The sequence below is a fragment of the Candidatus Accumulibacter necessarius genome (assembly GCF_036625085.1).
This window is the reverse complement of the sequence record NZ_JAZKUM010000005.1, coordinates 488,856-510,606: the sequence shown is the minus strand read 5'-3', so window position 1 is coordinate 510,606 and position 21,751 is coordinate 488,856. Positions and strand designations below refer to the sequence as shown.

Here is a 21,751-nt window from a genome sequence, read left to right as displayed (position 1 = left end):
CGGTCGCTCAGTAGAGGTAGGAGAGCAGGCTCATCAGCCGGATGTAGCCCGCGCCGAGCAGGTTCATCAGGAAGTTGTCGCCGGTGAAGACCATCACCTCGGCCTGGCCGCCGATGCGGACCTTCCGCAGGCGGTCGGCTTCGGACACGTCGAACTCGATGGCCACCGGGAAGCGCTGCGCCTGGCGCAGCCAGTCGCGGCTGTTCTGGATCGTCGGCAGCGTTCCCGGCGGCGCCTGCTGGCCGGAGCTGACGCCGCTGCCGACGCTGCGCACGTGGCCCTTGAGCACCTCGCCGGGCAGCACGTCGAGGACGATCGCCACCTCGTCGCCGGGATCGATATTGCCGAGGTTGTTCTCGGTCAGGTCGGCGTTGATCCACAGGTCGTGGATGGCGATCAGCGTCATCGCCGCCGCGCCCGCCTGGGCGAAATGGCCGACATCGGTGCGCAGGTCGGTGACGACGCCACGGCCGGGGGCGACCACCTGCGTGCGCGCCAGATCCAGCTCGGCCTTCTCGATCGCCGAGCGCGCGCTGCGCAGTTGCGCGTTGTTGTCGCCGCTCTCGCCGGCGGCTTCCTGCGCCTTGCGCAGGTCGGCCTCGGCGGCCTTTTCCTGGCTACGCGCCTGGATCCGGGTAGCCTGCGCGACCTCCAGCCGGCGCACGGAGATGGCGCCGGGGTCCTCGGCGTAAAGCGTTTCCTGCCGCGTCGCATCCTTGTCAGCCTTGACGTGGTTGGCCTGGGCCGCCTGCAGCGAGGCGCGTGCCGCCTCGACAGTCGCCGCCGAGGCATTGACCGAGCGCTGCACCGACTCGTAGTCCGAGCGGCTGCGCTGCAACGCGATCCGGTACTGGCTGGGATCGATGTCGAACAGCGGCTGCCCCGCCTGTACCTCATCGTTGTTCCTGACGTGCACCGCCAGCACTTTGCCCGCCACTTCCGCCGCGACCGGCACGACGAACGCCTGCACCCGCGCCTGCGTGGTGTGCGGCGTCAGCCGGTCGGCGGCGAAGTACCAGAGCAGGCTGGCGGCGATCAGCGCCAGCACGGCCGTGGCCCCGACTTTGGTCGCCTTGCCCGGCTGCGGCGCTTCGTCGCCGGTTGCGGTCGACGGGTTCTGGCTGGGCGATTCCTCGGTCATCGTTCTTCCCTCTCCGGAGTGATCTGTGGCGGGGCGGCGTCGGGCGGCGGCAACGGCACCGCCAGCAGGTCGCGCCAGTCGCTGCGCTCGGCCATCGTTTCGCGCGTCGCGTCGTCCACCAGCGGCCGGCCGCGCGCCTGCTGCCAGCCGCCACCCATCGCCTTGTACAGCGTCACCAGACTCTGCGCGACGTTGCCGAGGTTGTTCACCAGCCGCTCCTGCTGGTTGAACAGTGCCCGCTGCGAATCGAGCACGCGCTCGAAGCCGGCCATGCCTTCACGGTACTGGATGGTGGCGATGGCAAGCGAGCGTTGCGCCGCCTTGACCGATTCCTCGAGCAACGGAACCTGTGCGCGGTTGGCGACGAAGCCGACGGCGGCGTCATCGACCTCGCGCGCCGCCTGCAGCACCGTTCCCTGGTACTGTTCGTAGAGTTGCTGGAAGCGGGCGTCCTGCACCAGCACCTCGTTGCTCAGGCGGCCGAAGTCGAAGACGTTCCACACCAGGCTGGGGCCGATCGCCCAGTCGAACTTGCGTGGCGCCCCGGACAGCGACGTCGTCGAAACGCCGAGCGAACCGAGCAGCGCGATCGAGGGGTAGAGGTCGGCGACGCTGACGCCGATCAGCGCCGACTGCGCCGCCAGTTGCATCTCGGCGGCGCGCACGTCGGGGCGGCGGCGCAGCATCTCGGCCGGCATGTCGGCGACGATCGCCAGTTCGGTCCGCGGAATGCGTTCCCGGCCCGCCGCCATTTCCGGTAACGGACCCGGCGGGCGGGCGAGCAGCACGGAGAGCGCGTTCTGCGTCTGGCGCAGGCTGCCCTCGATCTGGGGGATCGAGGCAAGGGTACTCAGGTACTGCGACTTCGCCTGCTGCACGTCGAGTTCGGAGTCATTGCCGTACTTGAAAAGCCGTTCGGTGATCTCCAGGCTGCGCTTCTGCAGCGCGGCGTTCTCGCGGGCAATCGTCAGCCGCATTTCGAGGGTGCGGATCGAGGTGTAGAGGGTTGCGACCTGCGCTGCGATCAGCACCTGCAGGTCGTCGTACTGGGCGATGGTGGCGAAGTAGCCGGCATCCGCGGCCTCGATGCTGCGCCGGAACTTGCCCCAGAAGTCGATCTCCCAGCCGACGTTGAAGCCGATGTTGTATGCGGTCAGCGCGGTGTCCGGCCCGCTGCTCGCCTCGGTGCCCGTGCGCAGCACCTTGCCGGTCACCTGCTGCTGCTGCGGATAGAGCAGGCTACCGGCGATCGCCAGTTGCGCGCGCGCTTCCATGATGCGCATGCCGGCCGTGCGCACGTTCGGGTTGGCACGCTGCGCCTCGGCGACCAGCGCGTCGAGCACCGGGTCGTCGAAGTTCCGCCACCATTCCTCGGTCTGCGCCCGCGGCCGGCCGCGCTGTTCCGCCGCCAGCGCCGTCAGCGAGCCGCCCGACCAGTCGGCCAGCGACGCCACCTCGGGCCGCTTGAAATCCGGCCCGACGGCGGCGCAGCCAGCGACGAGCAGTGCGGTGGCGAGGGCGGGCAGGCGCGGGCAGGTTGCGCCGTCGAAGCATCGCTGCATTGGCTCAGGCGGCGGTGGAGGCTGAATCGCCGGCGGCCTGTTGCCGTGTCCGTTCCGGATTGTCGGCCACCCAGCGCATGAAGATCTGGTAGCCCAGCGCCAGCAGCGTCGCGCCGATGAACATGCCGAGGATGCCCGACGTCGCCATGCCGCCGAGGGCGCCGATCAGGATCACCGGCATCGGCGCATCGACACCGCGGCCGAGCATGATGGGCTTCAGGACGTTGTCGGCGAAGCCGGCGACGAACAGCAGCACGCTGTAGGCGGCGGCGGGGACGGTGGCGTACTCGCCGCTCGCCCAGATCCAGCCGATCGCCGGCAGCGTCACCAGCAGTGCCGGCAACTGCGCGATGCCGAGAACGAGGACGATCACCGCCAGCACGCCGGCGAACGGGACGCCGGCGATCAGCAGCGAGACGCCGATCAACAGCGCCTGGATGCAGGCGATGCCGATGACACCGGACGCCACGGCGCGCACCGTTGCGGTCGACAGCGAGGTGAACTCCTTGCCGCGGGCCAGCCCGACGACGCGTTCGAATATCTCCAGCATCGCCTGCGCGCCAGATTCGCCCCAGGCCATCATGATGCCGGCGACGATGAATGAAAACACGAACATCAGCAGGCTGCCGCCGAGGCCGGCGACGATGCCCAGCGCCTTGGACGCCAGGTCGCCGATCTTGGGCTGCATGCTCTTGACCACTGCCGGTAGATCCTCGTGAGCCTGCGACCAGAGCGCATGCACCCTCTTGCCGACAACCGGCCAGGAGGCCACCTTGTCGGACGGCGCCGGCACCTGGAGCGTGTTGTCGCGCACGCCCTTGACCAGATCATGGACCGAGTCGGCGAAATGGCTGCCGAGCATGACCGTCGGCGTGATGATGACGGCGACGGCGAGCAGCACGATCAGCGTCGACGCGAGCCCCTGTTTGCCGCCAATCCGGGCGGCGAGCATCTGGTGCAGCGGGTAGATCGTGATCGCCAGGATCAGCGCCCACAGCATCATCGTCATGAACGGCGAGAAGATGTGGTAGCACAGCAGCACCAGCGCCAGCACCAGGCCGGCGCGGATGAAGACGTCGAGCAGGCGCCGCGCGAGGCGGTCTTCCAGTTCGTGATCGGGCTCGCGGGGGATGGTCATCGGGAATCTCCTTCTCGGCGGAAGTGAACGGGGCCGGCAGCGGGGCCAGCGGCGCGCCGCGACAGGGCGGCCGCTGGCAATGTAGCACGCCGGAGCGCCACGCTTCAAACGGGGCGGCGCCGGTCGACCACGGAAATGGCCGGGATTTCGTGTCAGGCGGTGGTGAGGTCCGGCACGCTGATCGCCAGCGCATTAGCAATCGCCCGCAAGGTCTTCAGCGCCCCGACACGCTTGCACATTTCGATCTGGCACAAATATCCCTTGCTGATTCCCGCTTTGGCAGCGAGCGCATCCTGCGTCAGGCCGCGCTGTTCGCGCCAGACTTTCACCGGCTGCTCTCCGTCCAGCAAGGCATGGGCGACAGCGGCCGGAATGCGGAAACCGTCGTCGGCAGCCCGCACGGAGTCGAATAGCGCCGCATCGTCGGCATCCTCCAGCGCGACGGATAGGCGTTCATACAACTCGATGGGAATCACCGCGAACTCCCGCTTGCCATCAAGTTCAATAAAGTAACCATCCCCCGGCTTTGCCGGGGGATGGTTACCTTCGTCGACGCCACTCAGCAGGCCCTGCTGCGCGCGCTCCAACGTCCCAACGTCCCGAATTCAACATCCGCGGCATCCGCCGTGCCGACCTTGTCCCCTTCTTGCGTCAGATTTCCCCGGCCAGCATCACCCGCCAGCTTTGGCGCCTGCGCCAGTTCGGTCTCATCAAGACGGTCGTTCATGGCTATCGCTACTACCTTACCCGCCTTGGCCGCTCTACCATCGCCGCCGCTTGTCGAATCACTCAACAAAGCATCGTCCCGGCACTCGCCTACGCTACCCCGTGACATAATCTGCTCACGAAATGTGAAGACCTGAGTCATAAGAGACTATTGCTTCTTGATATCCCGAGCGGTATCGCGCGAGTCCTGCTTGGTGTCGCGCTTGTCCTGCCGACATTCCGCACGGTTCTTCTCATCTCCCGCCTTGCATGCAGCCTTCTCCTCCCTTGAGTCCTGGCGGCCAGTCTGCTTGGTATCCCTCGCTTCCTGCCGTTGCTGACCCTGCTCGGTCGCATAAGCCGGCCCCGGCATCAACTGCACGCCAGCGGCAATGGCCAGAATTGCCACGGCGGTAAATTTGTTCTTGCCAATCATGATCTTCCCTCCATTCAAGAGTACGAGATTACCTCTTTGCCCGCTGACGAACCGCACGCGGCTTCGGACCGTTCCCTCACCCGCGATGTTCCGCGAATATTGATTTCAGAACTTTGGCTCACAGCCCACACACGGTCGCCAAATGCGCGGAAATCCAGTGGGGGCGATAAAAGTATAGGTAGCAGCTTCAACGGCTGTCAATCTCAACCCAGGGCAATCGCTTACGCAGTTTAAATTGATTCGGCTTTCGCCTCGCCGGAGAAAGCCAGCCCGATGAGAGACTCGCGGTAGTCGGGTTTCGGTCGGCATGTAGGCGACGGCGGCGCAAGCACATCGTGGAACTCGCTTCCTTACGGAAGGTAGCGAGAAGAAACTTGCGCGGAACGGAGAGGTTTCGCGCTGAACGTCCCGTTCGTGCACGACACTGATCCTCGCGGAAGACCACGTCAAGCGTCCAGGGCAAGCCATTTTCCACCTCCTGTCAGTGGCTGCCGGAGGCTTTGGCAAACAGGGCGACCATCCGCACACTGCAGGAACCGATGGCGTAACGGTGGTCGATACTGACAACTTTGCCAATCTGCCGCCTCGACGCGATCATGCCAGTACCACCGAGTTTCTTCCACGCCGCACGGATGGGCTTGTTCATCCAGGTGACGTCATTGATCCAGGTCTAACGACGGGTCTCGTTCCGGTCATGATCCTTCTCGGTGTCCTCAAGACGCTCGACGGTAAGCCGACCAAACCCGGCTTTGGCGCCTTCGTCAAAGAACTCCCGAAGGGCCTCGGCCAAGTTCTTCTGGTTGTCCTTGACCGGCAGCACGTAATCTCCCCCAAGCGCAACGATCTTCTCGGCCGGTGCGATCGGGCAACCCAGCGCATCCATGGTGACGACACCTCCCTTGAAGACCAGAACATCAAGCAACGCCTTCATCGCCGCCAGTTCGCGTCCCTTGCCGCAAGTGCCTTCCTGGGCCAGGCACAGGCTGCTTTGCACCGTGTACGCCGTGACCATAGGCAAGAGCTCGTTGCTTCCTCTCTTCCCCGACCCCGCAAGGTGTTCCCATCGATCGCCACCACACCTTCGATCAGACCGGCCAGCCCATTGATCCAATCCCGAAAGCGTGTTTCGAAGATGCGACCATCCAGCACCCGAAAGACGTCGCCCAACGTGTCGTGCGATAGCGTGCCACCTTTCAGCGGCCAGCCGAATCGCTCGCTCAAGTGGTCGGCCCCACACAGGACGGCGCACACCGCCATGACCAGAATCTGCGCCAACGAGTAGCGCTGTGCCGGACCCTTACGTCCGTCCGGTAGCCCGGAAAAATGTCTCGACAAGGGTCATCTCGTCGCACTACACTTTTTACGGCGCCGCCGGATTCCGTTTTCTCGAATATAGGAGGCCGGACTACCCGGGACAATCTTCATCGACGGCACCACTTGTCCGGAGTGCGTTATCGCGCGCCGGTTTGACTCGAAATGCGTAAACGCAACTCAATGGAGGAACAGGATCATGAAAATGTTACTTGCCTTGGCATTGGGATTGACGATTGCCGGCTGCAGCAATCCCAAGAAGTTGTGCGAAGAGTGTTTCGCGCACAAAGACTGCGAAGGACAGCTCAACTGCCGCTCAACACCCATATCTGACGGATCTGTCAGGAATGTATGCGTTGATACCTCCGCAAAGATCACCTGCCCGGTTCCACAACCGGAAGCTGCAAAGTAGGAGTATGGACGCTACTTGATAATCTGCAATTCAGAATCCTGTCCCCGGAATTCCCTATCCCCGGAATTCCGGGGTTCCGAAAGTCCTTGCGGCGCCTTGCTCCCCGAATATCATCATTGTTGATCCTCCACGATTGATCGACGCCAGCGTCGCCATCGAATGGTTCCTGCCTTACGCGACGGATGAAGCCAATGCGCTGCAAGCGCTGGACGTGTTTCTTTGACTACGGACGGCGGAAGTCTCACTGCTGCAGCCGGCGCACTGGAAAGCCGAAGTGGCAAGCGTGCCGGCGCGCCGAGTGCCGACTACTACCGCCACTGATCTATCGTCGCGCCGTGGAGCTTGCCATCGGCTTGTCACACCACCTGTTCGACACGCTGTACCACGCCACCGCGCTCGAAAACGAGGCGGTCATGATTACTGCCGACCGCCGCTACCATGACAAAGCGGCCCATCTTGGACGCATCATGCTGCTTGAACAGCTTGCCGCTTGAACGAACCCGAATTGAATCTGCGAGTTCCGGGGTTGTTCTCCCAGCCAAAGCGCCCGCGCATCCAGACGTCGGCCCAGCCGTCGCCGCCGCCGGACTTGCCGGCGCCGCGCTCGAAGCAGTAGTTATCAGGGTCGCGCGGCTTGGCGATGCCGAGCAGTTCGCAAAGGTCGTCGAACCAGGCCTGCGCGCCGGCGCGCTCGGTGAGCGGGTTGTTTTTCCAGAGGGCGATGAATTCTTCTGGCGTCATGCCGGCAGTGTAACCGGGATGGCGGGAGCGGAGAACCGGCACGGCCAGCCCTGACGGATCACTGGCGAAGCCCAGTCGCACCAAGGCTTGGCGGCAGCCGTAAAAACAGCTTTGGCAAAAGGGGGCTCTAAATACGCTTTTTTCGGATTTGACACGTGTCAAATCGCCGCAGGGAGGCCGTCAATATAATCAAAGACTAATAATTGCGGCCGGCACCGGTCCAGGATTCCCAGCGACGTGAGTTTTCACACAGCATTGCGCAAGGGCGCGAGCAGCGTTTTTCTGCGCATCGAAGAAGCTCTCGACGTACCCTTCGGCGGCACGGACAACCCGTTGCGCCATCTCGGCGCCATCGGTCTGTATCTCCTGTGGATCGTCGTCGGCACTGGCCTCTATCTGTACACCGTGCTCGACACCGGCATCGAGGCCGTCTACCGATCGATCGGCTACCTCTCAACTGAGCAGTGGTACCTTGGCGGCGTGCTGCGCAGCCTTCACCGCTATGCGGCCGATGGCTTCATGCTGGTGATGATGTTGCACCTTATTCGCGAATGGTGTTACGGGCGTTACCACGGCTTCCGCCTGTATTCTTGGATGACCGGCATCCCTCTGATCTGGCTTGCCTACGCGGCAGGCATCGGCGGCTACTGGATCGTCTGGGACCAGTTGGCGCAGTTGTCGGCCACCGCCACTGCTGAACTGCTCGACTGGCTGCCGATCTTCAGCGAGCCGTCGGCGCGCAACTTCATGTCGCCGGACTCGATCAGCGACCGCTTTTTCACCATGCTGGTGTTCATCCACATCGGCGTCCCGCTGCTGCTGATCCTTGGTCTCTGGGCGCATGTGCATCGCATCAGCCATGTCGATTACCTGCCCTCGCGGCGCGCCATGGTGGCCACACTGGCTATCCTGATCGGCCTCTCGCTGCTCAAACCAGCCCTCAGCAACCCGCCGGCGAACCTGGCGACCGTACCCGGCGCACTCGATTTCGACTGGTTCATCCTGTTCCTTCATCCGCTGACGGACTTCAGCTCGCCGGCGATCGTCTGGTCGCTGCTGTTCGGGGTCACCGCCCTGCTCTTCGCGCTGCCTCTGCTGCCTCACCCCAGACCACAGCCGGCAGCGGTCGTCGATCCGGCGAACTGCACGGGCTGCGACCGCTGCCTGGCCGACTGCCCCTACGCCGCGATCGCGATGACCCAGCATCCGAGCCGGCCGGGTTTCAGGCTTGCCGTCGTCGATACCGACCTTTGCGCTGCCTGCGGCATCTGCGCCGGCTCCTGCCCTTCCTCGACGCCTTTCCGCCGCCGGGAAACCCTCGTGACCGGCATCGACATGCCGCAGCAGCCGGTCAATGCGCTGCGCGAACAACTCGAAGTTGCGCTCGCAAGACTCGAAGGCCGGACCAGGATCGTCATCTTTGCCTGCACGCGCGGTGCCGACGCCGGAACACTGGCCGCCGTCGATACCGCCGTGATCGGGCTGATCTGCACCGGCATGCTGCCACCGGCCTTCGTCGAATACGCGCTGCGTGGCGGTGCCGACGGGGTGCTGGTGGCAACCTGCCGCAACGGTGGCTGCGATTTCCGCCTCGGCGAGCTGTGGACCAGCCAACGCCTGCTCGGCCAGCGTGAACCGCATCTGCGCAGGACGGTTCCGCCATCGCGCCTGCAACTGCTTGCCGCCTCGGCCCACGACGACCGGACGCTGGCCAAAGGACTGGCCGAATTCAGAGCCCGGCTCGAGGCCCTGCCGGCTGCCAGTGACAGACTTCCACCCTATCTGCGGAGCGCTTCCCATCATGCTTAAACCCGCTGCCATCGTCGGCCAGGTGATCCTCTACGGCGCTTTTGCCGCATTCATCGGCACCTTTGCCACCTGGCCGAAATACCAGCAGATCCCGAGCGACGTCGCCTTGATCAAGCTGTCGATCAGTCACCTCGGCGAACGCGAGTGTCGCAAGCGAACGCCTGAAGAGCTGGCGAAAATGCCACCCAACATGCGCGCCCCGCTGGATTGCCCGCGCGAGCGCTCCGACATCCGTCTCGAAATGGATCTCGACGGCGAGCCGATCTTCCGCACCGTGCTGCACCCGACCGGCCTCTACAAGGACGGCGTCTCGACAGTGTACAAGCGCTTTGAGGTCAAGGCGGGTAGCCACCGGCTGACGGTCAGGATGGACGACAACCTGGGAAAGCCGGGCTTCGATTACGTCAAGGATGAGCAGATCACCCTCGCCCCGGCGCAGGTGATGGTGGTCGACTTCAATCCGGACCGGGGCGGCCTGTTCTTCAAATGATCGCCACCCGCCCTGAACGATCCGGCGGCGGCTCCTGGCTTCGCCTCCCCCTGGCCGCCACTCACGCCCTACCCATTTCCTGAGCTGACATCGACCATGGTCAAACTCCTGCAACAAATCCTGCGCTGGCTCTTCATGCGCGTCGAAAACATCTTCAACGTGGCTTTCGGCGACAAGCTCAACCCCTTCTACCATCTGGGAACGATCAGCTTCTGGCAGTTCTGGTTGCTCGTCGGCTCCGGTCTCTACCTCTACATCTTTGCCGATACCGGCGTCCATGACGCCTACGACTCGGTCGAGCGGATCACGCACAACCAGTGGTGGGCCGGCGGCATCCTGCGCAGCATCCACCGCTACGCCACCGACGGCATGATCCTGACCATGCTGCTGCACATGCTGCGGCACTTCGCCTACGACCGCTATCGCGGCTTCCGCTCGTTCTCGTGGCTGACCGGGGTGGCGCTGCTGTGGCTGGTCTACATCGCCGGCGTCAACGGCTTCATGCTGGTATGGGACAAGCTGGCGCAGTTCGTCGTCATCGCCACCGCCGAGTGGTTTGACATCTTGCCGATGTTCAACGGGACGCTGATCCGCAACTTCCTCTACGTCGAAACCGTCAACAGCCGTCTGTTCACGCTGCTCGCCTTCATCCACATTGGTGTGCCGCTGGTCGTCGCCATCATCATGTGGGTGCACGTCCAGCGCGTGCCGCGCGCGCACATCAACCCGCCGCGGCCGGTCGCCATCGCCGTCACGCTGATGTTCCTGGCGCTTGCCCTGGTCAAGCCGATTCTCAGCCAGGGTGGCGAAGCCGACATGTCGGTGGTACCGACGAACATCGAATTCGACTGGTTCGAACTGCCGGTGCTGGCGCTCGTCTATGTCATCGATCCGATGCGTCTCTGGTACTGGGTGCTCGGTCTCACCGCCCTGCTCTTCCTGATTCCCTGGCTACCCCCCAAGCGGCGCGGCTCGGCAAAGGCGCTGACCTCGATCACCTTCCACCCCGATCACAAGACGGTCAGCGCGCGCTTCGACGAGACACTGCTCGACGCCGGCCTGCGACAGGAGATCAACCTGCCCTACGAGTGCCGCAACGGCGGCTGCGGCGTCTGCAAGTGTACGGTGCTGCAGGGCAAGGTCGACCCCGGCCTTTACCAGCCGAGCGCACTGTCTGCGGCAGAACTGGCGCAAGGCAAGGTGCTGATGTGCTGTGCGACGGCACTTGACGACGTCGAGATCGAGTACCAGGCGAGCACGGCGCCGAAAGGCTTCCAGGAATACAGCGGCCGCGTCGTCAAGCTCGAGAAGCTCACCCACGACGTCATGCGCGTCCTGCTCAAGCTGCCGGCAGGCCAACAGATAAAGTTCAAGGCCGGGCAGTATATCAACATCATTCTTGAGGACGGGCAACGGCGCGCCTTCTCGTTTGCCAATCCACCGCACGAAGCCGAATTCGTCGAACTCCAGATCCGGCTGATGCCCGGCGGCCGCTTCACGACGCACGTTTTCGAGGCGATGAAGGAAGGCGACGAAGTGCGCTTCGAGGGGCCGATCGGCGACTTCATGCTGCGCGAATCCGAGCGGCCGATCGTCTTCGTCGCCGGTGCCACCGGCTTCGCGCCGGTCAAGAGCATGGTCGAGGACGCCTTCAAGCGCGGGCTCAAGCGCCAGATCCATCTCTACTGGGGCGTCAAGACGCTCAGCGATCTCTACCTGCCCGAACTGCCGGCGCAATGGGCGCGCGAGCACGAGAATTTCCACTTCATTCCGGTTCTCTCAGAGCCGGCGGCGGGCGACGCCTGGAACGGACGCACCGGCCTGGTCCATGAAGCCATTCTCGAGGACTTCCCGGAACTCAAGCAGCACGAAATCTATGCCTGTGGCTCGGTGCGCATGGTCGAAGCGATCTTCCCCTTCCTCAAGCAGCACGGCGCCGAAGACGGCGCCTGCTTCTCGGACGCCTTCAGTGTCTCGGCACGCTCGATGGCGTTTCAGCCACGGCAGGGATAAGGCTGGCAGTCACTCGCCGGCGCCGCTCCCGAAGAAAAGCCGCGCATCCCACGAACGAAGAAAACCCGCCAAGGCAGGTTTTCTTCTGGTCGCCTGGAGCCCTTTCGCGACATCGGGGACCGCAGGCACTTCGATGATCGTTCGCCCGGCCCGGTCGCGGTTTCACTGCCCAACGAGTCGACGTAGCGTCTCCTCGAGCGTGACCTCGTCGATGCGGCCGAGGCGGCTGCCGTCAAAGCGACCGTTGCGGTCGATCACCACCGTGTACGGCAAGCCCTTGACCTGCAGAACCGGCGCCTGGCTGCCGGCCGGATCGCCGACCAGCAAGGGGTACGCCACCGGTGTCGCCCTGGCGAAAGTCCGCAGCTTCTCGACTTCGTCGATGCCGATACCGACAAACTGCACGCCCTGTGCCGCATAGCGATCGTGCAGTCGAGAGAAAGCCGGCATTTCCTCGATGCACGGAGCACACCAGCTGGCCCAGTAATTGACCACCAGGATCTTGCCCCGCCACTGGGCGATGGCCTGCGGACGCCCTTCGAGATCGGGCAGAGTCAGCGCCATGATCGCATCGGCCACCGCCTGCCCCTGTTCCGGCGGCAACTGCTGCGACGAGATCAGGCCGCGGGGAATGCCGGCGGCCGGCAAGCGGTTCTGCTCCAGCAGGCGGTAGCCCATCCAGCCGATCGTCGCCAGCGTGGCCAGACCGGCCGCCACCGCCAGTCCCAGTGCATGTTGCCGGTTCATCGTCCGTTGCGCCGCGACATCGCCTTCAGACAGACGACGACGAACATCAGCCCGCCAATGACTGCGATCAGGCCACCCAGCCCCATCATGCCCATGCCGACCTTCTGCGGCAGTGTCGTCAGGAACTGGTCGGCGCCGGCAACCTTGCGCTGCACCCCATAGCCGCCAGACCAGGCCAGGCCCAGCACATGGATCAACTGACCGGCGCCATAGACGTAGGGTTGCCAGATCGCCATCCGGCTGTCGGCGCGGCCGAAACCGAGGGTCGGCAGCAGCACGTAGGCGAGGCCCATGAAGGCCAGCGTCACGCCGACCGTCGAACCATGGTAGTGCGCCGGGATGACGACGTTCGCCCCGTGAATCAGGTAACCCAGCACGCCACCCAGGGCAAAAAGGACGAAGGAAGCCACGAACGCCGACTTGGCCGGCGCCGCCGGGACGCCGCGCAGGCCCCACAGCGAGAGGGCGCCGAGGATGACCAGCGGCGCCATGTACGGATGCCCCCAGATCATGAGCTTGGCGAACAGCTCCACATGCGGTAGTGAGCCAACCGGCACCAGCAGGTAGATTGCCGGCACGACAAGCAGCGGCACGGCAGCGACCAGGAAGAGAAAGGACACTGCGCGTGCCGTCGCGATCGACGGGCGATCGAGATGCGCCGCCATCCATAGCCAGGCAACGACCATCAGCAGCGCGTGTTGAAACTGCAGCGTATGCCCGCCCCCCCAGAACAGCACTTCGTAATAGATCACCCCCTCGACCCAGGGCACCATCCACCACGACCAGAAAAAGGCAGCCAGCGACAGGAATGCGGCGACCGCACCGAGGAAGGCGCCAAGTCGCAACGGCTCGGCAAGAAGGCGTCGTGGCCAGGTGGTGAGCAGGGCGCGCAACACGGCCAGGCTCACGCCGACGCCGAAGATCCAGAGGGAGGCAAAAAACAGCGGCTGCTCGAGCACCGGGATGTAGTTGTTGAGCACCGGATCGGCGCCCGGAAAGAATGGCGAGACGGTCATCAGCGCCGTCCCCAGCGCCGCCAGGCCGAAACCACTCCAGCCAAGCCACGCCAGTCCCGAACCGCCGACCGCAGACCAGATCACCGCGGCAAAGGCCATGAACCAGACTGCGACCGACAGGTCGACGTGCACCACCAGCGCCGCACGGAACATATCCTTGAGCGGAAAGACGTCCTGAATGCCGGGCGTGCGCGACAGGACCAGCAGCACGGCGAGCAGACCGGAACCGATCAGCGCCATCACCCCCAGCCACAACCAGGCACGCGCCAGAGTGGCCGGTGTTCCCGAAGCAATCGCCGGCGTCCCCGACTCGCCGGAAGATGCTGTCATTAGCTGTGAATCCACTGCTGCCTCGCGCAAGGAAAATCGTGTGAGTATACGGTGAGCTGGCTGCCGGCGCCAAGCTCGCGGCAATCGCCTCAAGTCCCGGGCAAGCGCTGCAGGGCCGGCAGCGCAATCGGCAAAGGGGGCGCTGGTTGGCCAGCTACCGTCGGCTGGCCAGCAGCACCCCCGCCAGCACCAGCATGGCACCGGCCAACTGCGCCGCCGAAATCGGCTCGGAGAGCAACCACCAGCCGAAGAGAATCGTCAGCATCGGACCCAGGGTGCCGATCAGCACCGCCTTGCCCGAACCGATGCGGCGAATCGCCGCTGACTGCATGAACACCGGCAGCACCGTCGAAAAGAGCGCCATCGCCGCACCGTAGGCATAGACCGGCAGCGGCTGGAGCAACGCCGAAAGTGGCTGCGTGGCGAGAAAGTGCACCTGCGTCGCCAGCGTCGACACCAGCATCGCCAAAGCCGTGAAGCGCGCTGCCCCGAGCCGCGCGATGGCCGGGCCGCTGCCGGCGAGATACAGTGCGTAGGAGAGCGACGAGGCGAAAACAAAGGCGGCGCCGATCAGTACACTGGTCGTCTCACCCATGGTATCGAGATCATGCGCGAAGGCCAGTCCGATACCGGCGTAGGACAGGAGCAGCGAAACCACCTCGCCGCGCGACAGCGACTTGCCCATGAACAGCACGCCGATCAGCAATGTCAGCGTCGGGTAGGTGAACAGGATCAGGCGCTCGAGACCAGCCGAGATGTACTGCAGGCCAAGGAAATCGAGGATGCTGGCACCGTAGTAGCCGAGCAGGCCCAGCGCCACCAGCATCGCCCAGTCGTTGCGGGTCAGCGGCGGCGCCGAACGGCTGGCGACGAAGCCCACCCAGAGAAACACCGGCAGCGAAAACACCATGCGCAGTGACAGCAACGTGACCGCATCGACCGGTGCGGCCGCGTAGGCCAGCTTGACGAAAATCGCCTTGAACGAGAAACCGAGCGCCGCCAATACCGCGAGGGCGACCCCCAGGCGTTCAGCCGACCAGTGCTGCCAGGGCATGGTCCGGCTTACTGCAGGAGCGGCAGGAGCGCCGGCAGCAGCAGTGCGGTCGCCAGCCCGTTCATGCCCATCGCCAGCGCCGCGAAGGCGCCAGCCTGCTCGCTCTCCTGAAAGGCACGCGCAGTGCCGATGCCGTGCGCCGTAATGCCGGTGGCAAAGCCCCGAATCGCCGGGTCACGGATACGCAGGGCGTCGAACAGATAGCGACCAAGGACGGCGCCGAGAATGCCGGTACTGATGACCAACACTGCCGTCAGCGAGGGAATGCCACCGATGCGTTCGGCAATCCCCATGGCGATCGGCGTCGTCACCGACTTCGGGGCCAGGGAAAGCTGCGTGGCGAGGCTGGCGCCGAACAGCCGCGCCACCAGAACAGCGGACGCGGCTGCGACAACGCTGCCGACCAGCAGCCCGACAATCACCGGTACGAGCATCGCACGCACGCGCTGAAACTGCATGTACAAGGGTACCGCCAGTGCCACTGTTGCCGGCCCGAGCAGGAAGTGCACGAACTGGGCCCCGTCGAAATAGGTCTGGTAAGGCGTATCGGTGACCGCCAGCAGGCCGACCAGCGCCGCCACGGCGAGCAGCACCGGATTGGCCAGGGGGCTGAAGCCGGCGCGGCGATGGATCCACCAGGCACCCTGATAGGCCAGCAGCGTCAAGGTCAGGCCAAGCAGCGGCGAAGTCGAGAGATAGACCCAGAGCTCGTTGATCTGTGGCGTCATGTCACTCTCCGGTCACCGCACGCCGCGCGCACAGGCGCATCACCAGCGCGGTCAACGCCAGCGTCAGGACGGTGCTGAACAGCAGCGAGAGCAGCAGCGGCAGCCATTCGTCGGCGACGCGATGCAGATGCAGGACGATGCCCGTACCGGCCGGTACGAACAGCAGCGAAAGGTGCTGCAGCAACCCCTGACTGGTCGACTGGAGGTCGGACGTCGGTCCACGCCGTAGCGCCAGGGCCAGGAACAGGAGCAGCATGCCGATCACGGGACCGGGAATCGGCAGGTTCAGCCCGCGGGCGATGACTTCGCCGACCAGTTGCAGAACGAGCAGTTGGGTCAGTGCAGCGATCATGAAATTCTCCTCTAGCAGGAAACGGCAAGCGCAACTGCGGCTCGTCGCCGGCTTTCACCGGCGCGCCGCAACACCTGCAGCAGCTTGCAAGGCGGGGCGAACGCCTCAGGTCTTCAGGCTGAAGGGCGTGAAGTTGGTCTGCAGGTCGTAGTAATCCTCGTTCTCTGCCCGCTTGAGCGCCGCTACCACCTTGTAGGTGACCGGCGTGAACACCACCTCGACCATCACCTTGGCGACGAACTGGGAGAGCATCACCTGCCACAGGATTGCGTTGGGAATCAGCCCCGAGTCATAGAAAGCAAGCGGATAGAACAGCGCCGAATCGACGCCCTCGCCGACGATCGTCGAGCCGATGGTACGGGTCCACAGCCAGCGACCGCGAGTGAGGATTTTCATCTTCGCCAGCACGAAGGAATTGACGAACTCGCCGCAGAAGAAGGCAATCAGTGACGCAAGCACGATCCGCCAGGTCGAGCCGAAAGCGATCTCGTAAGCCGCCTGATTGCGCCACTCCGGTGCCGGCGGCAGCTGAACGACGACCCAGGCCATCAGCGAGGCAAAGGCCATGGCGCCGAATCCCGCCCAGATCACGCGCCTCGCCCGGGCGTAGCCGTATACCTCGGTGAGGATGTCGCCAAAGATGTAGGAAATCGGGAAGAACAGCACGCCGGCGCCAAAGGTTACTGGACCCAGCAAAGGTAAGGTGAGTTGCGCTGCCTTCGCCGGCCCAATGAGGTTTGAGCAAAGATAAACCGCGACGAACGCGGCCATCACCAGGTCGAAATAGCGGTAGGCGCGGCGGTGCGGCGGCGTCAAAAGCAGTTCCTGCGCATGCATCGCGGCACTTATACCACGGAAACCCTTTGCCGGTGCCGGGCGGAACCTTTCCCTGTTCTGGGCGTCAGCGTTTTTCCCGCGCGTTGGCCGTCGATAGAAGGCATACTCCGGTGTCGGGTGTAACCACTCCTGAAACAGCAGGAGGCATGCGCCCGGCTCGCGACAAACATTGAACATAAAAGGATTCGAGCATGACCCTGGTGGTTTTCTTTCTCGGCCTGATCGCGCTGGTGGCCGGCGCTCAGGTACTGGTACGTGGCGCGTCCAGACTGGCGCTGTCATTCGGCATCTCACCGCTGGTGGTCGGGCTGACCGTCGTCGCCTTCGGCACGAGCGCGCCGGAACTGGCGGTGTCGGTCCGCTCGGCCTGGGGCGGACAGGTCGACATCGCGCTGGGCAACGTCGTCGGCAGCAACATCTTCAACGTGCTCTTCATTCTCGGGCTCTCGGCGCTGTTTGCACCGCTGGTCGTTGCGCCACAACTGATCCGCCAGGAAGTGCCGATCATGCTCGGCGCCTCGCTGCTGCTCTTCGTACTGGCGATCAATGGCGGCATCGATCGCCTGGAAGGGGCGCTGCTGTTCGGCTTGCTGATCGCCTATACGGTGTTTCTGATCCGGCAAAGCCGCCGGGAGAGCCGGGCGACGCACGACGAATATGCGCAGGGATTCGCGCCGGAACCGGATGTGCCGAATGCCGCCACCTGGGACAGTCACTGGAGCGTACAGCTGGCGCTGATTGCCGGCGGTCTGGTGCTGCTGATTCTCGGTGCCAACTGGCTGGTAGATGCCGCGGTGACTTTCGCCAGGGTGCTGGGCCTCAGCGAAGTCGTCATCGGCCTGACCATCGTCGCCATCGGCACCTCCCTGCCCGAGGTCGCCACATCGCTGGTCGCCACCCTGCGTGGCGAGCGTGATATCGCGGTCGGCAACGTCATCGGCAGCAATACCTTCAACATTCTTGGTGTTCTCGGCGTGTCGAGCCTGCTGGCCCCCGACGCCTTGCCGGTGGGCCATGCCATGCTCAACTTTGACCTGCCGGTGATGATCGCCGTCGCCGTTGCCTGTTTGCCGATCTTCTTCACCGGCCACCTCATCTCGCGCTGGGAAGGCGCGCTGTTCATGTTCTATTACGCCGCCTACACGGCCTATCTGCTGCTCGCCGCGCAGCAGCACCACGCGGCCGCGGCTTACGGCAGCGTGATGATGAGTTTCGTGCTACCGCTGACCGCGGTGACGCTGGTGGTCATCGCCTGGCGCGAGTGGCGCAGACGACAGGGCATCGGATGACAGGAGAGCCCATCGCGGTCAGCCGGCGGCTCCGGTTTCTCGACATCGCCACCGGCGTTGCGCTGATCGGCGCTGCTGAAGAGTGAAATGAAACCGGCGATCAGTGCTTGTGTTCGCTTGCCGGCGACGCGGCCGCAGTCAGGTCGCGCACCTCGGCCTTGATCTGAATCGTTTCGACCTTCTTGTCCTTGCCCTCGACCTGCAGCGTCAGCGGCACCGAATCGCCCTTCTTCAGCGGCTGCTTGAGGTTGATCAGCATCACATGGTAGCCGCCCGGGCCGAGCTGCACCGGTTTGCCGGCCGGTAGCTCAAGACGTGGGATGGCGCGCATGCTCATGACGCCGCCGTCCATCTTCATCTCATGAATTTCCGTGATCCCGGCGGCCGGACTGGCGGCACCGACCAGCACCGCTCCCGACTTGCTGGTGATTTCCATGAAGGCGCCGGTCGCCTGCTGGCCGCTGACGGTACCGCGCACCCACGGCCCCTTGACCTCGACATCAGCGGCGAGCGCAGCGGCCGACGAAAGGCTGAGCAGCGCCAGGGACACTAGCGTTTTTCTTGCGTTCAAGCCGTACTCCTTCTTCTTTGATGAAAAACTATTATAAACGAGCACTTGCGCTTCTCTCCGCGACCAGTTGCCGCAGTTGGCGGGGTCGCCGGCAAGCACAGACGCTCAGGGTTTGATGCTCCACTTGCCCGGCGCATCCTCGATCCACCAGCCAGAGTGAAACTGCTCCTTCCAGCGCTTGACCTGCGCGGCGCGCGCGGCTGGCTCGCAAACCTGCCCGCCCTGCGCTTCGGCAAGAGCATAGATCAGCGAATTCCGGTCCGGGTTCTCGTTGTCGATCAACTTTTCGGCGATCTGCCGCTGCGGCAAGGTAAGCCGGCTGGCGTCACGCATCTTGACCATGCCGTCGTAACCCAGCCCGATGATCCCCGCGTCGTAGAAGCGAACGAGTCTCGAGGCGCGTTGGGCAAGGCTGTGTTTGACCACCACCACCGGCGGGGTGCCGATGTCGAGGTTGATCGGCTCGCCCGGGCATGCAGCGAAAACCGGCAGGGAAAGAAAGGCGAGCAGCAGGAGAAAGCGTTTCATGTCCGGTTTCCTGAAAGATCACTTGCCCGCCAGCAACAGTTTCAAATCGGCGGCAACGTTGTCGGGTGTTTCACCGTGGCGGACGAGAAGCCGCAGCCGACCCTGCGGGTCAAAGACATAGCTGCCCGTGGAGTGGTCGATGCTGTAACTGCCGGGAGTCGTCCCCGCCTGCCTGGCGTAGAAAACCTTGAAATCCTTGGCGACCGCTGCGGTGGTCGCCTCGTCACCGTGCAGGCCAATGAAGCTGGGGTGAAAGGCGGTCACATACTCGGCCAGCAGCTGGGCGCTGTCGCGCGCCGGATCCAGCGTCACAAAGAGCACCTGAACACGGCCGGCGGCGTCGCCGAGCGCACTCAGCACCGCCTGCATCGACGATAGCGTCGTCGGGCAGACGTCCGGGCACTGGGTGTAGCCGAAGAAAACGACCACTGCCTTGCCTTTGAAATCAGCCAGCCGGCGGGGCTGGCCGTGATGGTCGGTCAAGGCAAGTTCCTTGCCCCAGTCGGCGCCTGAAATATCGGTCGACTTGAAGCTGGGCGGCTGCGAACAGCCTGCGAACAGGAGCGCGATACACAGGATCAGGGTCGGGAGCGGGTTCATGGTGGTCTGTGGATGATGGTCAATGATCGGTAGCGAGGGCTCCGATGGCAACGCTTGATGAATCGAATGCCGCCCGCTGGCTTCGTATCGCGGCGGAGCTGCCGCCAGACCAGCCGAGCGAGAGCAGCGTCAGGCGGTTTCGGCCAACGCCAGCGAAAAAGAACGCATCGCCAAGCATTATCGGCACACGGGCCTTCAGCAGCCTTGATACAGATTAATCATTGTCGCTCATTCCACGTCGGCTGGCGCGGAACGGCGATATTTCGACCGTCACGCCCGAGGCTGCCGATGTCCTGGTCAATCACGCGCCGGCGCTGCAACGCATCGCGCTGGCGGATGCGCCGGCCTGGCCTTATCATGCATTCCGCTTCGATCATCGAGGAAACGCCATGGCCTCCTGGGGCTGCCCGCACGAAATCAACGGCATATGCACCAAGATCAATGACCTGAACTGCGACCCCGGGATGAAGGGCTGTGTTCTGGCCGGCCGTTACTTCTTCCTGAGCAGCGGCGACAAGAACGAGCGTCTGCGCGAAAAGCAGGAACGCTCGACGCCCGAAAACGACAACGAGCCACCGGCCTGACCAACGCCTGGCTGACGCGCAAACTCGTACTGCGACAGCGGTCTCGTCCAAACCCGGATCAAGCGACCACCGGCCTCACCCGACTCGCTGCCAGTTTGGCCCGCTCACGTGCCTGTGCCACATTCTCGCCGTTGGCCACCGCAACACCCATCCGGCGTTTCCTGAATGACTCCGGCTTGCCGAACAGCCGCAGATCGCTGCGCGGCACGGCCAGCGCGTTGTCGACGCCTGCGAAAGCGATGCCCGGTTCATCGAGCCCGCCGTAGATCACCGCCGAAGCGCCGGGCTCGCGCAGGCCGGTATCCACCGGCAGGCCGAGGATGGCACGGGCGTGCAACTCAAATTCCGAGAAGTGCTGCGAACACAGCGTGACCAGGCCGGTGTCGTGCGGGCGCGGGCTGACTTCGGAGAACCACACCTGGTCGCCCTTGACGAACAGCTCGACGCCGAAAATACCCCGTCCCCCGAGGCTCCCGGTGACGGCAGCGGCGATGTGGCGCGACTTCGCCAGTGCAACCGGGCTCATTGCTTGCGGCTGCCACGACTCGACGTAATCACCGGCGACCTGAATGTGGCCGATCGGCTCGCAAAACGTGGTCCGGACGACGCCGGCAGCATCGCAGGCGCGCACGGTGAGCAGGGTGATTTCGTAGTCGAAGTCAATCACGCCTTCGACGATCACCCGGCCCTGGTTAACGCGCCCGCCACTCGCTGCGTAATCCCAGGCGGTCTGCAGGTCGCCAGGCCCGCGCAGCAGCGACTGCCCCTTGCCCGACGACGACATCACCGGCTTGACCATGCAGGGATAGCCGATGCCACTGTCGATTGCCGCCTGTAGCTCGGGCAGCGAATCGGCAAAGCGATAGGGCGAGGTCGGCAGGCCGAGTTCCTCGGCGGCGAGGCGGCGGATACCTTCGCGGTTCATCGTCAGCCGGGCGGCACGCGCGGTCGGAATGACCTCGGCCAGGCCATCGGCTTCGACTTCGACGAGGATATCGGTCGCGATGGCCTCGATTTCGGGCACGATGACGTGCGGCTTCTCCTCTGCGATCAGCGCGCGCAGCGCGGCGCCGTCAGTCATGTCGATGACGTGCGCGCGGTGCGCGACCTGTTGGCCGGGAGCGTTTGGGTAGCGATCGACGGCAATCACTTCGACGCCGAAGCGCTGCAGCGCAATGATCACTTCCTTGCCGAGCTCTCCGGCGCCCAGCAACATCACGCGCAGGGCGCTGGCGGACAAGGGGGTTCCGATTTTCATGGCAATTTCCTTCTCTTCCGTGAAGCGGGCGAAAGGCCCGGGCGAGGCCATCGATACAGCCGGCAGCGGCGTCATGCGCCAGACCAGGCGTCGGTCGGG

Annotated in this window: 25 protein-coding genes and 1 pseudogene; 7 read left to right on the top strand and 19 right to left on the bottom strand. The window is 64.3% G+C overall.

Annotation, left to right across the window (positions count from 1 at the left end; all coding sequences use genetic code 11):
* Positions 1 to 7 precede the first annotated feature (7 nt).
* From V5B44_RS16240 to V5B44_RS16225, 4 genes are all read right to left on the bottom strand, one after another.
* The gene (locus V5B44_RS16240; protein WP_332360031.1) at positions 8 to 1,141 is read right to left on the bottom strand and encodes an HlyD family secretion protein; all 1,134 of its coding nucleotides are present in this window, start codon (positions 1,139 to 1,141) and stop codon (positions 8 to 10) included.
* Positions 1,138 to 2,703 carry an efflux transporter outer membrane subunit gene (locus V5B44_RS16235; protein ID WP_332360030.1) on the bottom strand — a complete coding sequence of 522 codons (1,566 nt, stop codon included), beginning with the start codon at positions 2,701 to 2,703 and terminating at the stop codon, positions 1,138 to 1,140. Before V5B44_RS16235 ends, V5B44_RS16240 begins: the two co-directional genes overlap by 4 nt.
* Positions 2,704 to 2,707: 4 nt before the next feature.
* Complete coding sequence (locus tag V5B44_RS16230) at positions 2,708 to 3,841, bottom strand: AI-2E family transporter (RefSeq protein WP_332360029.1); 1,134 nt, start codon at positions 3,839 to 3,841, stop codon at positions 2,708 to 2,710.
* 152 nt (positions 3,842 to 3,993) lie between these two features.
* A complete protein-coding gene (locus V5B44_RS16225) occupies positions 3,994 to 4,428 on the bottom strand; it encodes a helix-turn-helix domain-containing protein (RefSeq protein ID WP_332360028.1) in 435 nt (144 codons plus the stop codon).
* A 59-nt stretch (positions 4,429 to 4,487) separates the two neighbouring features.
* Here V5B44_RS16225 and V5B44_RS16220 point away from each other — a divergent pair, with 59 nt between their 5' ends.
* Positions 4,488 to 4,673: a hypothetical protein gene (locus tag V5B44_RS16220; protein WP_332360027.1), complete on the top strand. Its 186-nt coding sequence runs from the start codon at positions 4,488 to 4,490 to the stop codon at positions 4,671 to 4,673.
* Positions 4,674 to 4,715: 42 nt separating this feature from the next.
* On the opposite strand, the gene V5B44_RS16215 is transcribed toward V5B44_RS16220, so the two are convergent.
* The 4 genes and pseudogenes from V5B44_RS16215 to V5B44_RS26755 form a co-directional block, all read right to left on the bottom strand.
* On the bottom strand, positions 4,716 to 4,982 hold the full coding sequence (locus tag V5B44_RS16215; RefSeq protein WP_332360026.1) for a hypothetical protein: 267 nt from the start codon (positions 4,980 to 4,982) through the stop codon (positions 4,716 to 4,718).
* 481 nt (positions 4,983 to 5,463) lie between these two features.
* The gene (locus tag V5B44_RS16210; protein ID WP_332360025.1) at positions 5,464 to 5,628 is read right to left on the bottom strand and encodes a hypothetical protein; all 165 of its coding nucleotides are present in this window, start codon (positions 5,626 to 5,628) and stop codon (positions 5,464 to 5,466) included.
* Between the two features lie 24 nt (positions 5,629 to 5,652).
* On the bottom strand, positions 5,653 to 6,219 hold the full coding sequence (locus V5B44_RS16205) for an ISAs1 family transposase (RefSeq protein WP_332360064.1): 567 nt from the start codon (positions 6,217 to 6,219) through the stop codon (positions 5,653 to 5,655).
* Positions 6,207 to 6,317, bottom strand: a pseudogene (locus tag V5B44_RS26755) (transposase family protein); the annotation flags it as partial. The gene V5B44_RS16205 and the pseudogene V5B44_RS26755, both read right to left, overlap by 13 nt.
* Positions 6,318 to 7,040: 723 nt before the next feature.
* On the opposite strand from V5B44_RS26755, the gene V5B44_RS16200 reads away from it, so the two are divergent.
* Positions 7,041 to 7,199, top strand: coding sequence for a hypothetical protein (locus tag V5B44_RS16200; RefSeq protein ID WP_332360024.1), 159 nt, complete (start codon positions 7,041 to 7,043; stop codon positions 7,197 to 7,199).
* On the opposite strand, the gene V5B44_RS16195 is transcribed toward V5B44_RS16200, so the two are convergent.
* Positions 7,171 to 7,446: a hypothetical protein gene (locus tag V5B44_RS16195; RefSeq protein WP_332360023.1), complete on the bottom strand. Its 276-nt coding sequence runs from the start codon at positions 7,444 to 7,446 to the stop codon at positions 7,171 to 7,173. The two genes, V5B44_RS16200 and V5B44_RS16195, sit on opposite strands and share 29 nt — an antisense overlap.
* A 237-nt stretch (positions 7,447 to 7,683) precedes the next feature.
* Here V5B44_RS16195 and V5B44_RS16190 point away from each other — a divergent pair, with 237 nt between their 5' ends.
* From V5B44_RS16190 to V5B44_RS16180, 3 genes are all read left to right on the top strand, one after another.
* A complete protein-coding gene (locus V5B44_RS16190) occupies positions 7,684 to 9,255 on the top strand; it encodes a hydrogenase iron-sulfur subunit (protein WP_332360022.1) in 1,572 nt (523 codons plus the stop codon).
* On the top strand, positions 9,248 to 9,745 hold the full coding sequence (locus tag V5B44_RS16185) for a hypothetical protein (RefSeq protein WP_332360021.1): 498 nt from the start codon (positions 9,248 to 9,250) through the stop codon (positions 9,743 to 9,745). Before V5B44_RS16190 ends, V5B44_RS16185 begins: the two co-directional genes overlap by 8 nt.
* Before the next feature lie 96 nt (positions 9,746 to 9,841).
* Complete coding sequence (locus tag V5B44_RS16180) at positions 9,842 to 11,758, top strand: FAD-binding oxidoreductase (protein WP_332360020.1); 1,917 nt, start codon at positions 9,842 to 9,844, stop codon at positions 11,756 to 11,758.
* 162 nt (positions 11,759 to 11,920) lie between these two features.
* On the opposite strand, the gene V5B44_RS16175 is transcribed toward V5B44_RS16180, so the two are convergent.
* The 6 genes from V5B44_RS16175 to V5B44_RS16150 form a co-directional block, all read right to left on the bottom strand.
* Complete coding sequence (locus tag V5B44_RS16175; RefSeq protein ID WP_332360019.1) at positions 11,921 to 12,505, bottom strand: TlpA family protein disulfide reductase; 585 nt, start codon at positions 12,503 to 12,505, stop codon at positions 11,921 to 11,923.
* Positions 12,502 to 13,851: a cbb3-type cytochrome c oxidase subunit I gene (locus tag V5B44_RS16170; protein ID WP_332360018.1), complete on the bottom strand. Its 1,350-nt coding sequence runs from the start codon at positions 13,849 to 13,851 to the stop codon at positions 12,502 to 12,504. Before V5B44_RS16170 ends, V5B44_RS16175 begins: the two co-directional genes overlap by 4 nt.
* Positions 13,852 to 14,005: 154 nt before the next feature.
* Positions 14,006 to 14,905 carry a DMT family transporter gene (locus V5B44_RS16165; RefSeq protein WP_332360017.1) on the bottom strand — a complete coding sequence of 300 codons (900 nt, stop codon included), beginning with the start codon at positions 14,903 to 14,905 and terminating at the stop codon, positions 14,006 to 14,008.
* Between the two features lie 8 nt (positions 14,906 to 14,913).
* Positions 14,914 to 15,633, bottom strand: a complete 720-nt coding sequence (locus tag V5B44_RS16160; protein WP_332360016.1) for an LrgB family protein — start codon at positions 15,631 to 15,633, stop codon at positions 14,914 to 14,916.
* 1 nt (position 15,634) lies between these two features.
* Positions 15,635 to 15,985, bottom strand: a complete 351-nt coding sequence (locus V5B44_RS16155) for a CidA/LrgA family protein (protein ID WP_332360015.1) — start codon at positions 15,983 to 15,985, stop codon at positions 15,635 to 15,637.
* A 105-nt stretch (positions 15,986 to 16,090) separates the two neighbouring features.
* Positions 16,091 to 16,822, bottom strand: a complete 732-nt coding sequence (locus tag V5B44_RS16150; protein WP_332360063.1) for a queuosine precursor transporter — start codon at positions 16,820 to 16,822, stop codon at positions 16,091 to 16,093.
* Positions 16,823 to 17,013: 191 nt separating this feature from the next.
* Here V5B44_RS16150 and V5B44_RS16145 point away from each other — a divergent pair, with 191 nt between their 5' ends.
* Positions 17,014 to 18,111 (top strand): calcium/sodium antiporter, encoded by a 1,098-nt coding sequence (locus V5B44_RS16145; RefSeq protein ID WP_332360014.1) that lies wholly within the window; start codon positions 17,014 to 17,016, stop codon positions 18,109 to 18,111.
* Between the two features lie 100 nt (positions 18,112 to 18,211).
* Here V5B44_RS16145 and V5B44_RS16140 read toward each other — a convergent pair whose 3' ends face one another.
* From V5B44_RS16140 to V5B44_RS16130, 3 genes are all read right to left on the bottom strand, one after another.
* The gene (locus V5B44_RS16140) at positions 18,212 to 18,682 is read right to left on the bottom strand and encodes a copper chaperone PCu(A)C (RefSeq protein WP_332360013.1); all 471 of its coding nucleotides are present in this window, start codon (positions 18,680 to 18,682) and stop codon (positions 18,212 to 18,214) included.
* Positions 18,683 to 18,787: 105 nt separating this feature from the next.
* Positions 18,788 to 19,210: a DUF1318 domain-containing protein gene (locus tag V5B44_RS16135; RefSeq protein WP_332360012.1), complete on the bottom strand. Its 423-nt coding sequence runs from the start codon at positions 19,208 to 19,210 to the stop codon at positions 18,788 to 18,790.
* A gap of 18 nt (positions 19,211 to 19,228) precedes the next feature.
* A complete protein-coding gene (locus V5B44_RS16130; protein WP_332360011.1) occupies positions 19,229 to 19,810 on the bottom strand; it encodes an SCO family protein in 582 nt (193 codons plus the stop codon).
* 221 nt (positions 19,811 to 20,031) lie between these two features.
* Between V5B44_RS16130 and V5B44_RS16125 the strand changes: the two genes are divergently transcribed.
* The gene (locus tag V5B44_RS16125) at positions 20,032 to 20,394 is read left to right on the top strand and encodes a hypothetical protein (RefSeq protein WP_332360010.1); all 363 of its coding nucleotides are present in this window, start codon (positions 20,032 to 20,034) and stop codon (positions 20,392 to 20,394) included.
* 58 nt (positions 20,395 to 20,452) lie between these two features.
* Here V5B44_RS16125 and purT read toward each other — a convergent pair whose 3' ends face one another.
* Positions 20,453 to 21,652: a formate-dependent phosphoribosylglycinamide formyltransferase gene (purT, locus tag V5B44_RS16120; protein ID WP_332360008.1), complete on the bottom strand. Its 1,200-nt coding sequence runs from the start codon at positions 21,650 to 21,652 to the stop codon at positions 20,453 to 20,455.
* Between the last annotated feature and the right edge of the window lie 99 nt (positions 21,653 to 21,751).

Bases quoted from the DNA above. Each gene is read 5' to 3' on its own strand.
- V5B44_RS16240 (WP_332360031.1), bottom strand. From the start codon at position 1,141: ATGACCGAGGAATCGCCCAGCCAGAACCCGTCGACCGCAACCGGCGAC.
- V5B44_RS16235 (WP_332360030.1), bottom strand. From the start codon at position 2,703: ATGCAGCGATGCTTCGACGGCGCAACCTGCCCGCGCCTGCCCGCCCTC.
- V5B44_RS16230 (WP_332360029.1), bottom strand. From the start codon at position 3,841: ATGACCATCCCCCGCGAGCCCGATCACGAACTGGAAGACCGCCTCGCG.
- V5B44_RS16215 (WP_332360026.1), bottom strand. From the start codon at position 4,982: ATGATTGGCAAGAACAAATTTACCGCCGTGGCAATTCTGGCCATTGCC.
- V5B44_RS16210 (WP_332360025.1), bottom strand. From the start codon at position 5,628: ATGAACAAGCCCATCCGTGCGGCGTGGAAGAAACTCGGTGGTACTGGC.
- V5B44_RS16195 (WP_332360023.1), bottom strand. From the start codon at position 7,446: ATGACGCCAGAAGAATTCATCGCCCTCTGGAAAAACAACCCGCTCACC.
- V5B44_RS16185 (WP_332360021.1), top strand. From the start codon at position 9,248: ATGCTTAAACCCGCTGCCATCGTCGGCCAGGTGATCCTCTACGGCGCT.
- V5B44_RS16180 (WP_332360020.1), top strand. From the start codon at position 9,842: ATGGTCAAACTCCTGCAACAAATCCTGCGCTGGCTCTTCATGCGCGTC.
- V5B44_RS16175 (WP_332360019.1), bottom strand. From the start codon at position 12,505: ATGAACCGGCAACATGCACTGGGACTGGCGGTGGCGGCCGGTCTGGCC.
- V5B44_RS16170 (WP_332360018.1), bottom strand. From the start codon at position 13,851: ATGACAGCATCTTCCGGCGAGTCGGGGACGCCGGCGATTGCTTCGGGA.
- V5B44_RS16165 (WP_332360017.1), bottom strand. From the start codon at position 14,905: ATGCCCTGGCAGCACTGGTCGGCTGAACGCCTGGGGGTCGCCCTCGCG.
- V5B44_RS16160 (WP_332360016.1), bottom strand. From the start codon at position 15,633: ATGACGCCACAGATCAACGAGCTCTGGGTCTATCTCTCGACTTCGCCG.
- V5B44_RS16155 (WP_332360015.1), bottom strand. From the start codon at position 15,985: ATGATCGCTGCACTGACCCAACTGCTCGTTCTGCAACTGGTCGGCGAA.
- V5B44_RS16150 (WP_332360063.1), bottom strand. From the start codon at position 16,822: ATGCATGCGCAGGAACTGCTTTTGACGCCGCCGCACCGCCGCGCCTAC.
- V5B44_RS16145 (WP_332360014.1), top strand. From the start codon at position 17,014: ATGACCCTGGTGGTTTTCTTTCTCGGCCTGATCGCGCTGGTGGCCGGC.
- V5B44_RS16135 (WP_332360012.1), bottom strand. From the start codon at position 19,210: ATGAAACGCTTTCTCCTGCTGCTCGCCTTTCTTTCCCTGCCGGTTTTC.
- V5B44_RS16130 (WP_332360011.1), bottom strand. From the start codon at position 19,810: ATGAACCCGCTCCCGACCCTGATCCTGTGTATCGCGCTCCTGTTCGCA.
- purT (WP_332360008.1), bottom strand. From the start codon at position 21,652: ATGAAAATCGGAACCCCCTTGTCCGCCAGCGCCCTGCGCGTGATGTTG.